The sequence below is a fragment of the Photobacterium sp. 270122K genome (genome assembly GCF_059941365.1).
This window is the reverse complement of sequence record NZ_JBPOEN010000002.1, coordinates 418,063-431,743: the sequence shown is the minus strand read 5'-3', so window position 1 is coordinate 431,743 and position 13,681 is coordinate 418,063. Positions and strand designations below refer to the sequence as shown.

Genomic DNA, 13,681 nt, shown 5'->3' with positions numbered 1-13,681 from the left:
AAGCGAGATGGCTTCTCTGACTGAAGGTATTAGCAATGATCAGTGTTTTTGATATCTACAAAATCGGTGTGGGTCCTTCCAGTTCACACACTGTCGGCCCAATGAAAGCAGGTAAAGAGTTCATCGATGACCTTCGCGCCATGGGTAAACTTCGTGATGTGACTAAAATTACCGTTGATGTTTACGGTTCACTTTCTCTAACGGGTAAAGGTCACCACACTGATATCGCTATCATTATGGGCCTTGCTGGCAATAGCCCAGAACACGTTGATATTGATAGCATTCCTGGCTTCATCGCTCGCGTTGAAGAAACTGAGCGTATGCCTGTTGGCATGCACTGTCATACTGTTGACTTCCCTCGTGAAGGCGGTATGAACTTCCATACAACAAACCTTCCTCTACACGAAAACGGCATGACTATCCATGCTTGGATCGGTGACGAAGACGCGTACACCAAGACATACTACTCGACAGGCGGTGGTTTCATCGTTGATGAAGAGAACTTCGGTAAGTCGACTGAATCCTCAGTAAAAGTGCCTTACATGTTTACTACAGCTGAAGAGCTGCTTAAGCAATGTAAAGAACACGGTCTTTCTGTAAGTTCATTGGTTATGGCCAATGAGCGTGCACTGACTGCTGAAGAAGAAATCAGCACTTCATTTGCAAACATCTGGCGTACCATGCGTGAGTGTATGGAACGTGGTATGAGCGAGGAAGGTATTCTTCCTGGTCCACTACGTGTACCTCGCCGTGCCGCTGCACTTCGTCAGCAATTGCTTACCACTGAAAAACTTAGCAACGACCCAATGACGGTTGTTGACTGGGTTAACATGTACGCATTCGCGGTTAACGAAGAAAACGCAGCCGGTGGCCGCGTAGTCACTGCACCAACAAACGGCGCATGTGGCATCATTCCTGCGGTACTGGCTTACTACGATAAGTTCATCCAGTCTGTAGGTCCTAAAGAATACACGCGTTACTTCGCAGCATCTGGCGCAGTAGGCGGTCTTTACAAGCGTAACGCTTCTATCTCTGGCGCAGAAGTTGGCTGTCAGGGCGAAGTGGGCGTAGCATGTTCAATGGCCGCAGCGGGCCTTGCTGAGCTTATGGGTGGTAGCCCTGAGCAAGTATGTATGGCGGCTGAAATCGCGATGGAACACAACCTAGGCCTAACATGTGACCCAGTTGCAGGTCAGGTTCAGGTTCCGTGTATCGAGCGTAACGGTATCGCTGCTGTGAAAGCGATCAATGCATGCCGTATGGCACTGCGTCGTTCTTCTGAGCCGCGCGTATCACTGGATAAAGTGATCGAGACTATGCTAGAAACCGGTAAAGACATGAACGCGAAATACCGCGAAACGTCTCAGGGCGGTCTGGCTATCAAAGTAATCTGCTAATTACAGCATTACTTTCGGTTAACGCCGAACACAAAAAAGCGACCCTCGGGTCGCTTTTTTTCGTTTATACCGTCAGTCATTCAAGCAACAGACGACACACCCTAATACGCCCCACCCGCGTGATGCAAGAGTTGCTCAATGTCTTCAGCCAGTGCCTCGCCACACTGTAACGTCGTGACCCAAGAGATAGGAATACCCTGCTGATCACCAAAGCCATAACAGGCGCCCGCTAATGCTCCAACCAACATGGCCCGTCCACAGCTGTCGCCAGATGCCCGTATGTTATTGAGCACCGCCTCGGTATAGCTATTACTGTTTTGCAATATCCACGCCGCCATCGGCAAGCTATCCCCCAAATGACAGGCCTGATTCACTATCGTCAGCACGTGGTTGATATCATTCACCTCCCCTTCCAACGCACGCAGTTGATCGATTTTCTCTTTAATTGCCGGTGGGCTTTTCACCGCCAAAATGTTCAACACCGGCTCCATGCGACGGGAGCGCAACGCTTCATTTAATGCGCAAGCAAAGGCTTTGGCACACGTTATGGCCGTTTCATTTTGATGGGTAATACCGACAAGGCGCTCTATCTCACGATCCAATTCCTCAGACGGTAATTTCAGTGCGACCAAGGCAGGAATGGCACATAAGGCGGGATTTTGATCATCGTCACTGCCAGAATCATCTGGCCATTCTTCAGGGGTCAACGAAAATAAGGTCAACAATAACGCTTTAGTGGGGCTATCTACGTACCCAATAAATTCACCGCCAGGGCCAAAATAGTCCAGCATGGCTTGCTGCAAGCTCACCGTATCGACATCGGGCTGGCTGAGCAAACGGATGTATAACGCCAACCACTCTCCATAAAGGGTCAATTCACCGGCCGTTAGTTTGTCATGGGCATAATACCCGTCTACCCCTGTGTAATGCTGAGGATCCGGTGCAATGAAAGGAAAATGCGGTAAATCTTGCAGGCTGGCGATACGTTCTGGGGAGTAGATCCAGTGCGTGCCCATACTGGCGGCATCGGCCACCAGCGCCCCCATCAATGCTGCATAACGTTGTGCCATAGCCCTTTCTCCTCACCCACGACAAAGACATTGCAGTAAGCTTATACCGAAATGGAGGCTTGCACCGAAAAGCAGGTACCACACAGCAGGGGCTATACACATAGCAGGCTGAAAAACAGGCATAAAAAAACCCGCCATCAGGCGGGTTCTTCAATTCTTTTTACGATGCCGTCAGAAATTACGCAGCCGCTTTAAGCGCTTTGTCTTTCTTCAATTCGCCAACAGGCAGAATAGTGCGGCCGTATTCGTTGTTCAGTACTTGCGCCATAGCGAAGTAGATTGCACTTGCACCACAGATGATGCCTTCGAAACCAGCGATGGTACCGATTAGCGCGCTACCCGTGAAGTCACGTGCAGCCAATAGGAAGAACAATACCGTCAGTGAGCCGAACACGAACTGCTTAGCACGTGGGTAGCAAAGTGAACCGATGAACATGAAGCCAGTGAAGATGCCCCATAGTAGTAGGTACCAACCCATGAAGCCAGCAGGGCTTGCAGGTAGACCCATGTAAGGCATAACAAGGATACCGACTAGTGACAACCAGAATAGGCCGTAAGAGGTAAAGGCTGTTGTACCGAATGTATCACCACGCTTGAAACACATCATGCCAACGATAACTTGGCTTAGACCACCGTAAAAGATACCCATCGCTAGGATCATTGAATCAATCGGGAAAAAGCCCGCATTGTGGATATTTAGAAGGATGGTAGTCATACCAAAACCCATTAGACCAAGTGGTGCTGGGTTCGCTAGTTTCGTCGACATTGAGTTCCCCTACAGGAGTCTTTCAAAAAAAGTGATAATAATTAAAATTTGGGCGCACTCTCTGTGAATGCGCGGCGAATTCTAATGGACGTCGAGAGGCAAATCAAGCCATAAACAGCGTGAAACTTAATCAAACTCAAAAAAATGTCGTTTTTTCTTTATTCCTGTAAAGTTCTTTTTCTTATTAAACACCCAACAAGTGTTACCAAGTGTTTTTAAGCAGCATTAAACTGCTACCCCACAATGCCATACAGCCTTTATATTTCAAGCACTTAAAAAGCACACTACTCAATCAACATTTAACAAGCTGTCACATTTTTCATAACTTAACCATAATTACCATTAATCGCTAATAACCTAGGCTTCAGACATAAAAAAAGCAGCATAAATGCTGCTTTTTGTTGAAAAGAGTAAAAGGTTATTGCGTGACAGGCTCTGCATTTGGCACAACACGCTCAGCCACCGCTTCCGGAACGACAGAAGAGGCCTCTTGTGCCGCCACGTCATCATTCAATGGTGCCACCGTTGCTTCCACCACCACGGCCGACAATTGCGATTGTAAATCGGCAATTTTTTCGTTCTGCTGGCGGATCAACGCTTGTAACCCTTCCAGTTGATTTTGCGTCTGATCTTTTGAACCCAGCTTTTTCGTCAATGCATACTCTTGACGCGCCGCACTCACCTCCTGACGAATCAATGCCCCTTGCTCTGCCAATGGATGATCCCGCAAATCGGAGTCATTCAAGGCTTGTGAAATCGCTAACATCTGCGCTTCGACATCGAGTAAATAGCTTTCGTATTCGTCTCGGCTGCGATCTCGCAGCGCTTTAACCGCCGCCGCCATGTGTTCCGCATGCGCTAATTCAAACTTGATCCGAGTGACAACCTGACTGATCGCATCAAACGCACGCGGTGATTGGTCAATGAGGGATTTACCCGTATTGATCTCCGCTTCAACTTTGGCATAGCTCAGTGGAGCCAAATAACGCACATCCTGACGACGCAGTTCACGCAATGTGCGTTCCTGCGGCGCAATGTAAATGCGCTTAATCACTCGCACTTCTAAGCTGTGTGCGCGCGATAAGAATTCCGTTTGTTCGTCTTTGGCTTTACTGACGTCTCCTTTCGCGATCGCACTAAACAGGCTGGCATAGAAGCGATCTAAACGGGCAAATTCACTGTGGTAATGATCACTCGCATCAATCGACGTGAGGTAATCCATCTGGGTGATGGCCGGTTTCAACACATCATTAGCCACGCGTTGTAAATACTCGAGTTCTTGATAATTGTGATCAACAATCGCAATCTCGGCATTGAAACGATCTAGGTACGTTTCCGAAGAAAACAGCGAATAGCTTTGTTGTGCGGTATCCGGCGTCATTTCCATGTCACGATACAGGCTGTCGGCACGTAGCCAACTTTCCATCATCGCGACGTATTTATCCGGTGCATAAAGACGGAAAACCTCCGCGTTGATCAAGGTATCCCGCCAAAAGCGATGAGTATGTTGCGCCGCTTGTAATACATCTTCCGTATTAAACGTGGTTTCTGCGCTCTGTTGTCCTTCTGGGGTTGTGCTACAGCCCCCGAGCAAAGCCGCTAGCACCAAAAGGCCTGCCGCTTGCTTGCTATAAGTCATATCCGTGTTCCGATTCGCGCCCTCGCCTGATCCAATGTGGATCAACGAAGTATTCTTGTCTAATTATTGGCGTTTATTCATTGTATATGACTGACCTTGACAGAAAAAGTTCATACTGTGATTTTCAACACGACAACAACGTGATTGCGCTTGAGGCAGCATTTCATCGTAAATTACCGCATATTTGCGACAAAAATGGCCGGTATAATAGAAAAGCGAACAGCACACGACATGCTGTTCGCCCTTTATCAACGATCAACGCGTTGTCTACAATTCCGTATCATCCTGCGTTTGCGCTTGCTCGTCGTTTTGGTGGCACGTACAAATTTGATTGAGGATACTCAGTAAGCGTTCTTTATTTAGCGGCAATGGGTTGCCTTTGATCGCATTTGACAACAACGCATCTTCTGCGACCTCATCAAACATCATGTCACACAGGCCATACTCCGACACCCGCGGTAAATTTAATCGCTTAAGCGTGCGCTTCGTCCACTGGATCCCATCACTGATTTCTGCGTTCGCACTGCCCGTCAGAATGCAGGCCAATTGGCGATAGCGGTTAAGTACATCTGCTCGGCCGGCTTCACGGGCAGCAAACACATTTTCTTGCATCACGTAAGGGGCCAATTGCGCGGTGATCAAACCGTGAGGCGCATCTAATCGTCCCCCTAACGAGGAGGCCAATCCGTGCGCTGCCCCAAGCTTGGCATTGGCTGACGCCATGCCCCCTAATAAAGCAGCAAAGGACATATCGGATCGCGCACGGGGATCATCATCCTCACACGCGGCGATAATCGCCCCCGACAAACGGCGTAATCCTTCTTCACACACCATATCCGTCAGCGGGTTCGGATCTCCGCACACGTAGGCTTCCATTAAATGGGCGAAGGCATCCATCCCGCAATAACCTGACGTTGTCGGATCCATGCCATAGGTGAGTGTCGGATCAATAATCGACAGATCCGGCAGCATCTCAGGACAACGTAGGCTGACTTTGACATTTTCTTGCGCCGAACGCAGCACGGCATTCTTACTCACTTCCGAACCGGTGCCAGCGGTAGTCGGCACGGCAATATAAGGCAATGGCTTGGCTTGTAAGGGCACATTGCGCCCTACCACTTCCACGTAATCGTAGACACTGCCCTGATTGGGAATTAACGCTGCCAGCGCTTTACCGGTATCTAATACGCTCCCGCCTCCGATGGCGAGTACCATATCAGGGCGAAACTTACGTCCCATGGCGGCCATCTCTTCAACCATCGCAATCAAGGGTTCACCATGAATGGCGACCAGCTGATAACGCATCCCCTGCTGCTTCAGGTAGCTCACGACCGGCTCAGCGCGTGTGCCGTCCTTACCCGTAACCAGTAATACGCTATACCCAAACTGGTTTAACGACGACAGGGAATTGATTAGCGCACCTTCACCAAAAATAATTCGTGATGAGGTCATGAACTGGAACATAAGCACTCCATTACGCAGGTAGATTAAATTAATTATTAATGAGTGTGCCCCGTTACGAAATCCTGTTTTTGATTCTGAGCAAGCTTTTACCAGTGAAATCCAACGCTTACCCTAGAATCAGTACATTGTCACATTTTGTCGTCATTTGTTGCGTCATAAATGTGAAATGTCAATGAAACGTTACTATCATTTTAGAGTTCTAGTCTTACTAACAGCAAAAAACGGCAATGAAGCCACAAAAAAATACTTGCAGGGGACATAAAATGAAAAAGACAGTTTTGGCATCCACACTCACCACACTTCTTTTCGCTGGTGCAGCGAACGCTGCCATGGTTTATCAGGACGATAAAAGCTCTCTGAACATCGGTGGCCGTGCCGAGCCACGCTTTAATATCTCTGACAACAATCAATTCAATGATGCAGGTGTGCGCACCGACGACAGTACATTCAAAGATTTGAGCCGTGCCCGAGTTAACATTACCGGCAAAAGCGAAATCATGAACGGGATTGGCGCGTTTGGTACCTATGAACTGGAAGTCGGTTCAGGCAGCGATGAAACCCTTGAAACCCGCTATCTGTTCGCCGGTATCGACACCCACTACGGTGCGCTGTCTTACGGTAAGCAAGACTCTGCTCAGGTCGTGCTAACGGACTTCACTGATATTCTGGCCACCTTCGGCGGGGATGCCGCAGACCTTATCAACGGCAACAAAGACAAGCGTGAAAATAACTTTGTCTACTCCGGGACCTTTGAAGGCCTAACGGTCAGCGCCAACTATGTTGCCAATGACGACGAAGATAGAAACAATACCGACAGTTACGGCATCTCTTTCCACTATACGCTGCCAATGGGCCTTGATGTTGGTTTCGGTTACGTTGACGGAAAGCAACACGATAGCGCAACAGGCCTGAGTGAAGATGCTGATCAGATCAACTTAGCGGGTGCCTACACCTACAACGATTTCTACTTTGCGGCGATTTATACCGATGGTTCATTCGGTGATGACGATTTGAAAGCCTATGAAATCGCGGCTGCCTACAAAATTAACCAACTGACCGTGCAAGGGGTGTACAACTTCCAAGAAGAAGGCAGTACGGATACCGTGGATTACTACGCGCTGGAAGGGGTCTATAAGTTCAACAGCAGTTTCCGTGCCTATGCCGGTTACCGCTTTGAACAAATCGACGATTTAGATGATCAAGTGCAAGCGGGCGTGCGTTACGACTTCTAATAACCGGTCAAGCAACATGGGTAACACAAGAAACCGAGCACACACGCTCGGTTTCTTCGTTTCTGTCTATACCTGTGCCTATGCCATGCCCATTAATCGCTTTATTCATCGGGAAAGAGAGAAAAGAATCGGCATCAATCGGTTTTCTCTATCGCACTGAAAGAGAAAACCCGCTTTCTCATCGGGTACAGGCACGTTATAGTAACTGCATCAAATTTAAGGAGAGCTATCATGTTTGTTGTTATTTTTGGTCGCCCAGGCTGCCCATTCTGTGTTCGTGCAAAAGATCTTGCCGACAAACTAAAAGAAGAACGTGAAGACTTTAACTACCGCTATGTCGACATTCATGCAGAAGGGATCAGCAAAGCAGACCTTGAAAAGACCGTCGGTAAACCAGTAGAAACCGTACCGCAAATCTTCATCGATCAAGAACACATCGGTGGCTGCACAGATTTTGAAGCGTACGCCAAAGAAAACCTGGGTCTATTCCAGTAATCGCCGTAAAACATACAGCGCGATAACAATTTTATAAAAAGGCTGAAGCATCAGCCTTTTTTCATTTTTAGCTATTAGTAAAACCCACATCTCATAATAGTTTTTTTCTCTCAAAAGCCCGTATTTCCGTTAGGCACCCTCCGGAAAATCAGCTAAAATTTTCGGCACTTTTGTTGTTATCGCCTCTTCTTCGGAAAAATTTGTTGTGAATATCGATGTTGCCGCCCTTCTTCGCCAGAATGATATTCTGTTGCTCTTTGTGGTCTTGGCTGTGGGTCTCTCTGCAGGAAAAATTCGCATTGCGAATATGCAGTTAGGCAACTCTATCGGCGTTTTAATCACCGCCCTGCTGTTCGGTAATGCCGGCTTTACCTTTAATGCGGAAGCCCTCAATATCGGTTTCATGCTCTTCATTTTCTGTGTCGGTATCGAAGCAGGCCCCAACTTCTTCGGGATCTTTTTCCGTGACGGTAAACATTATCTGATGCTCGCCATGGTCGTGGTTGTCTCCGCGGTCGCCATTACGGCACTGATGAGTAACTATCTCGACTTAGGCCTCGGCATGGCCACCGGTTTAATGGCGGGCTCACTCACCGCGACCCCCGTATTAGTAGGGGCAAAAGATGCGCTGCTCAGCGGATTAACCGATGTTACCGATCCCACCGCCATTCAGCAGATCGTCGATAGCGTGAGTGTCGGCTACGCCATGTCGTACCTGATTGGCCTTGTCAGCGTAATCATGCTGGCGCGTTTAATGCCCATGCTGCAAAAACAAAACTTGGCTGAATCCTCACAACAGATTGCTCGTGAACGGGGCATTGGCGAAAGCGCGCAGCGCAAAGTCTACTTGCCAATCATTCGTGCCTACCGTGTTGGCCCAGAGCTGATCAACTGGATTGACGGCCGTAACCTGCGTGAATTGGGTATCTACCGCCAAACCGGCTGTTATATCGAACGTATTCGTCGTAACGGTATTCTGGCTAACCCCGATGGGGATGCGATTTTACAAGAAGGCGATGAAATTGCCTTGGTGGGTTACCCTGATAGCCACGCCCGTCTTGATCCGAGTTTCCGTAACGGTAAAGAAGTGTTTGACCGCGACTTGCTCGACTTGCGTATCGTCGAAGAAGAAATCGTAGTAAAAAATGCCAACATTGCCGGTAAGCGTTTGTCTGAGCTGAACTTATCAGAATACGGTTGTTTCCTTAACCGTGTAGTACGTGCACAGATCGAAATGCCGATGGATCACAATATTCTACTGAGCAAAGGGGACATCCTACAGGTCAGTGGCGAGAAAAGCCGAGTACTTGGCCTTGCTGAGCGTATCGGGTTTATCTCGGTTCACAGCCAAATTGCCGATTTGATTGCCTTCTGCTGCTTCTTTATTCTTGGTTTGCTGGTCGGCTCCATCACCATGACTTTTGGCCATATCGCCTTTGGGTTGGGTAGCGCAGCCGGATTATTAATTGCAGGGATCACTTTGGGCTTCCTGCGCGCCAACCACCCGACGTTCGGCTACGTGCCTCAAGGGGCACTGAATATGGCCAAAGATCTCGGTTTGATGGTGTTCATGGTCGGTATTGGTCTGAGCGCGGGTTCTAACCTGTTTGCGTCACTGGAAAACGTCGGGATCATGGTGTTTGTGGTGAGCTTAATGGTCAGCGTGATCCCCGTGGTACTGGCTTACCTGTTTGGGGCTTACGTGCTGAACATGAACCGCGCCCTGTTGTTCGGTGCCATCATCGGTGCCCGTACCTGTGCTCCTGCGATGGACATGATCAATGAACACGCCCGCAGTACGATTCCAGCACTGGGTTATGCCGGGACTTACGCCATTGCCAACGTCTTGTTAACGATCGCCGGTACGCTGTTTGTGATCCTGAGCTAAGTCGCATCACGGCAAGAACAACACATTGATCCTATGCCCTCTGATGGAAACATCAGGGGGCATTTTTTTGCATGTTATCCTTTTGAGTCAGCCCAGATTCAGTCCCTCTCGACTAAGCTAGTCACAGATACCGCTTCGTATAAAGCCCCAAAATTACAACGAATTATTCGCCACCTGTTGCGCTATTCAGTATATTGGATAAATTAAAAACACATTGGTAATCAAAATTATGCGTATCCTTATTGTTGAAGATGACCCCATTTTGAGTCACCACTTAAAATCTCAACTCAGTGAATTAGGCCACCAAGTGCAGTGCGCGGGCACTGCAGAAGAAGGCTTGTTCTTTGCTCAGGACTACCCCAATGATGTCGCCATTGTCGATATCGGCTTGCCCGATCGTGATGGCATCAGCCTCATTAAAGACATGCGCGATAAAGGGTTGCGCTTACCAATCCTCATTCTGACGGCTCGCTCCAACTGGCAAGACAAAGTGACCGGTCTTGAAGCTGGCGCCGATGATTACTTAGTCAAACCATTTCAGAAAGAAGAAATGGTGGCACGCTTAAGTGCCCTGGTCCGCCGCAGTGCCGGTTTTGTGAAGCCAGAAATGACCGCCGGTGACATTCGTGTTGATCTATTGGCAAAACAAGTCTTTATTCACGACACCCAGCTTGAACTGACCGCCTTTGAATACGATTTGCTGGAATATTTAATGCGCCACAGCCGCCAAGTGGTGTCGAAACAGCGCTTGCTCGATGTGCTGTATGAAGATCAAGAAGGCGATCCGAACACCATTGAAGTGATGATCAGTCGCCTGCGTAAAAAATTCACCAGTAACGGGCAAGATAACCCTATCTCCACCATCCGTGGTCAAGGGTACATCTTTGAGTTACAAGCCCAGTGATGAAAAACATTATTCAACCCAGGCTCCGCCGCCGAGTACTTGTGACCTCGGTGGCGATCATTGTGTTGATCACCTCTGCCCTCGCGGGCGTGATCAACCAACTCTACAGCCAGAGCTACATGGCCGCGTATTCGTCAGAACTGGTGGCACAAATGCCAATGGTGGTTGCACAACTCAATCGCGCGGGCCTCATCAAAGACGTCGATAAGTGGATCAATTCTGTCGATCCGTCGAACACGGATTACATGTCGGTGGTCTGTGATAAAAACGATCACACCATTTGGCTGTCAGAAGAAGCCCAAACGGCCAATATTGGCGATATTTGTGGCGAACTACCCAATAACATTCCCGTCCCCACGCTGATCGAAACCCTGTCAAACGAACGCTATATTGCCTACAACATGAGCCAAGAGCGTGAAGGCGGCAAAATCTACCAGCTCGTGGTCTTGCGCTCGGGTGATGCTTACATGTCATCCCTGCAGCAGTTGCACAAACGCACCACCTTCTATTTGGGTTTGTTTGTGCTTATTGCAATTGCTTTTTTGATTGCCGCGTTTCACTGGAGCTTTCAGCCGTTGCGTAAACTGGCGACTCAGCTTGATCAAATGACAGAAGCCAAACGCGATACGCTCGATGATAACTACCCGATGGAATTGCAAGATGTCACGCTGGCGTTAAACCGCCTGATTGAAATCAGCAATACCCAAAAAGGCCGCTATCGCCAAGCGATGGATGATCTGGCACACAGCCTGAAAACCCGTTTAGCTGCGACGAATGCCCTGCTCGATGACAATGACATTCCACGAGCGGAGCTCAATCAACGCATTATGGAGCAGATCAGCCAAATGGATGAGCTGGTGCAATATCAACTCAAGCGCGCCATGATGGGTCAGCAAGGTTTACAGAAAGACAAAACCGACCTGAAACCCCTGATCGACAGTTTCAGTCGCTTGCTCAGTAAAGTGTACGCCGACAAAGAGGTGATTTTGAATACCACCTTTGATCCGGCGCTCACGCTACCGGTCAACCGCAGTGATTTGATGGAATTACTCGGTAATCTGCTGGAAAACGCTTACCGCTTTTGTATTTCTGAAGTGCAAATCAATGCCATTGAAACCCCAGATCATTACCTGATCCGGATTGAAGATGATGGCCCAGGGGTGGCCGAGGATATGCGTGATGCGATATTCCAACGTGGTGTCAGGGCCGATCAGCGCAACCCCGGGCAAGGTATCGGGCTGTCTGTTTGCCATGAAATTGTGATGAGCTACCGTGGCAGCATTCATGTGGAAGCGTCATCCCTTGAAGGTGCCGCCTTTGTGATTGAGTTGCCTAAGCGTTAATCAGCGTTAATGGCCGCTATCATCTTTCAGCGATAAGAAACGCTAATAAAAAAACCGCCGATTCGGCGGTTTTTTTTCGAGCTGTGATCACATAAGTCAGACTTCAACCCATGCGATCAAGCGCGATTAGATGTTTTCAACGTCAAACTCAACAGCCGGATTCACGTCTGCGTCGTAATCCACTGTTGCGATGCCGAAGCCGAACAGCTTCAAGAACTCATCTTTGTACTGCTGGTAGTCAGCCACGTCGAACAAGTTTTCGTTCGTCACGGTTGGCCATAGCTCACGGCAGTGCTTCTGAATGTCTTCACGCAATTCCCAGTCATCCAAACGTAGGCGATTCTCGCTGTCTACGTCTGCTGCGCTGCCGTCTGCTTTGTACAAACGTTGGGTAAACATGCGGTGAATCTGTTCCATACAGCCTTCATGAACGCCTTCTTCGCGCATCTTCTTGAAGACCATCGCGATGTAAAGTGGCATCACAGGGATGGCTGAACTGGCTTGTGTCACAACACTCTTCAATACAGCAACATTGGCTGAACCGCCCGTTGCTGCTAGCTTGCCGTTAAGTTCAGCCGCTGCACGGTCAAGATCCATTTTCGCTTTACCTAGCGCACCGTGCCAGTAAATTGGCCACGTGATCTCAGTCCCGATGTAGCTGTAAGCCACGGTCTTACAACCGTCAGCCAATACACCCGCGTCAGACAAGGCATTGATCCACAATTCCCAATCCTGACCGCCCATTACAGTGACCGTATCTTCAACTTCTTGCTCTGTCGCAGGCTCAATGCTTGCTTCGATCAATACGTCTTTGTTGGTGTCTACTGCCGTTGCGGTATAAGTTTCACCCATCGGTTTTAGCGAAGAACGGATCACTTCACCGGTTTCAGGCATTTTACGCACTGGGGATGCCAGTGAGTACACCACCATATCAATCTGACCAAGATCGGCTTTGATCAAATCAATCACTTTCTGTTTTGCTTCGTGAGAGAACGCATCACCATTCAAGCTCTTGGAATACAGACCTTCTGCTTTCGCACACTTATCGAATGCGGCAGTGTTATACCAGCCTGCTGTACCCGGCTTCTTCTCTGTACCTGGTTTTTCAAAGAAAACACCAATGGTCGCCGCACCACCACCGAATGCCGCAGCAATGCGTGATGACAGACCGTAACCGCTTGATGAACCCACCACAAGCACACGCTTAGGTGCATTGGCAATCGGCCCTTGGGCTTTGGTATAAGCAATTTGCTCTTTAACGTTTTCTTCACAACCCACAGGATGCGTCGTTGTACAAATAAATCCACGAATTTTAGGTTTGATGATCATTTTCAACTTCCCTTACACAATTAGCAGTAGGATAAAAGGTAAATGGCAAGTCCGCATTATTTTTATGAGTGAAAACGCTAAATTTGGCAGTGGTTGGAGGTGTTCAACCGTGAACGTGCTGAATTTTGCGCAAAAAAAGTGCCACGCAAAAGCG

Annotated in this window: 11 protein-coding genes; 6 read left to right on the top strand and 5 right to left on the bottom strand. The window is 48.6% G+C overall.

Annotated elements, in window-relative coordinates:
• Window positions 1-35 precede the first annotated feature (35 nt).
• Complete coding sequence (locus ACSF8W_RS05115; RefSeq protein ID WP_500845624.1) at window positions 36-1,397, top strand: L-serine ammonia-lyase; 1,362 nt, start codon at window positions 36-38, stop codon at window positions 1,395-1,397.
• A gap of 101 nt (window positions 1,398-1,498) precedes the next feature.
• Here ACSF8W_RS05115 and ACSF8W_RS05110 read toward each other — a convergent pair whose 3' ends face one another.
• The 4 genes from ACSF8W_RS05110 to ACSF8W_RS05095 form a co-directional block, all read right to left on the bottom strand.
• The gene (locus ACSF8W_RS05110) at window positions 1,499-2,467 is read right to left on the bottom strand and encodes an ADP-ribosylglycohydrolase family protein (RefSeq protein WP_500845622.1); all 969 of its coding nucleotides are present in this window, start codon (window positions 2,465-2,467) and stop codon (window positions 1,499-1,501) included.
• Between the two features lie 178 nt (window positions 2,468-2,645).
• Complete coding sequence (locus ACSF8W_RS05105) at window positions 2,646-3,233, bottom strand: acetate uptake transporter (protein WP_500845621.1); 588 nt, start codon at window positions 3,231-3,233, stop codon at window positions 2,646-2,648.
• 418 nt (window positions 3,234-3,651) lie between these two features.
• Window positions 3,652-4,872: a hypothetical protein gene (locus tag ACSF8W_RS05100; RefSeq protein WP_500845619.1), complete on the bottom strand. Its 1,221-nt coding sequence runs from the start codon at window positions 4,870-4,872 to the stop codon at window positions 3,652-3,654.
• A gap of 267 nt (window positions 4,873-5,139) precedes the next feature.
• Entirely contained in the window at window positions 5,140-6,336 is a 1,197-nt protein-coding gene (locus ACSF8W_RS05095) for an iron-containing alcohol dehydrogenase (RefSeq protein ID WP_500845617.1), read from the bottom strand.
• 263 nt (window positions 6,337-6,599) lie between these two features.
• Here ACSF8W_RS05095 and ACSF8W_RS05090 point away from each other — a divergent pair, with 263 nt between their 5' ends.
• From ACSF8W_RS05090 to ACSF8W_RS05070, 5 genes are all read left to right on the top strand, one after another.
• Window positions 6,600-7,568 (top strand): porin, encoded by a 969-nt coding sequence (locus ACSF8W_RS05090; protein ID WP_500845615.1) that lies wholly within the window; start codon window positions 6,600-6,602, stop codon window positions 7,566-7,568.
• Window positions 7,569-7,799: 231 nt separating this feature from the next.
• Entirely contained in the window at window positions 7,800-8,063 is a 264-nt protein-coding gene (locus ACSF8W_RS05085; RefSeq protein WP_039457468.1) for a GrxA family glutaredoxin, read from the top strand.
• A gap of 205 nt (window positions 8,064-8,268) precedes the next feature.
• Entirely contained in the window at window positions 8,269-9,951 is a 1,683-nt protein-coding gene (locus ACSF8W_RS05080) for an aspartate:alanine antiporter (protein ID WP_500845613.1), read from the top strand.
• Between the two features lie 229 nt (window positions 9,952-10,180).
• Window positions 10,181-10,855 carry a response regulator gene (locus ACSF8W_RS05075; RefSeq protein ID WP_428476836.1) on the top strand — a complete coding sequence of 225 codons (675 nt, stop codon included), beginning with the start codon at window positions 10,181-10,183 and terminating at the stop codon, window positions 10,853-10,855.
• Window positions 10,855-12,198 (top strand): ATP-binding protein, encoded by a 1,344-nt coding sequence (locus ACSF8W_RS05070; RefSeq protein WP_500845611.1) that lies wholly within the window; start codon window positions 10,855-10,857, stop codon window positions 12,196-12,198. Before ACSF8W_RS05075 ends, ACSF8W_RS05070 begins: the two co-directional genes overlap by 1 nt.
• Window positions 12,199-12,324: 126 nt before the next feature.
• On the opposite strand, the gene fabV is transcribed toward ACSF8W_RS05070, so the two are convergent.
• A complete protein-coding gene (fabV, locus tag ACSF8W_RS05065) occupies window positions 12,325-13,527 on the bottom strand; it encodes an enoyl-ACP reductase FabV (protein WP_500845609.1) in 1,203 nt (400 codons plus the stop codon).
• Window positions 13,528-13,681: the final 154 nt, after the last annotated feature.

Excerpts from the sequence above, each read along its gene's own strand:
- ACSF8W_RS05115 (WP_500845624.1), top strand. The coding sequence starts at position 36 with ATGATCAGTGTTTTTGATATCTACAAAATCGGTGTGGGTCCTTCCAGT.
- ACSF8W_RS05110 (WP_500845622.1), bottom strand. The coding sequence starts at position 2,467 with ATGGCACAACGTTATGCAGCATTGATGGGGGCGCTGGTGGCCGATGCC.
- ACSF8W_RS05105 (WP_500845621.1), bottom strand. The coding sequence starts at position 3,233 with ATGTCGACGAAACTAGCGAACCCAGCACCACTTGGTCTAATGGGTTTT.
- ACSF8W_RS05100 (WP_500845619.1), bottom strand. The coding sequence starts at position 4,872 with ATGACTTATAGCAAGCAAGCGGCAGGCCTTTTGGTGCTAGCGGCTTTG.
- ACSF8W_RS05095 (WP_500845617.1), bottom strand. The coding sequence starts at position 6,336 with ATGTTCCAGTTCATGACCTCATCACGAATTATTTTTGGTGAAGGTGCG.
- ACSF8W_RS05090 (WP_500845615.1), top strand. The coding sequence starts at position 6,600 with ATGAAAAAGACAGTTTTGGCATCCACACTCACCACACTTCTTTTCGCT.
- ACSF8W_RS05085 (WP_039457468.1), top strand. The coding sequence starts at position 7,800 with ATGTTTGTTGTTATTTTTGGTCGCCCAGGCTGCCCATTCTGTGTTCGT.
- ACSF8W_RS05075 (WP_428476836.1), top strand. The coding sequence starts at position 10,181 with ATGCGTATCCTTATTGTTGAAGATGACCCCATTTTGAGTCACCACTTA.
- ACSF8W_RS05070 (WP_500845611.1), top strand. The coding sequence starts at position 10,855 with ATGAAAAACATTATTCAACCCAGGCTCCGCCGCCGAGTACTTGTGACC.
- fabV (WP_500845609.1), bottom strand. The coding sequence starts at position 13,527 with ATGATCATCAAACCTAAAATTCGTGGATTTATTTGTACAACGACGCAT.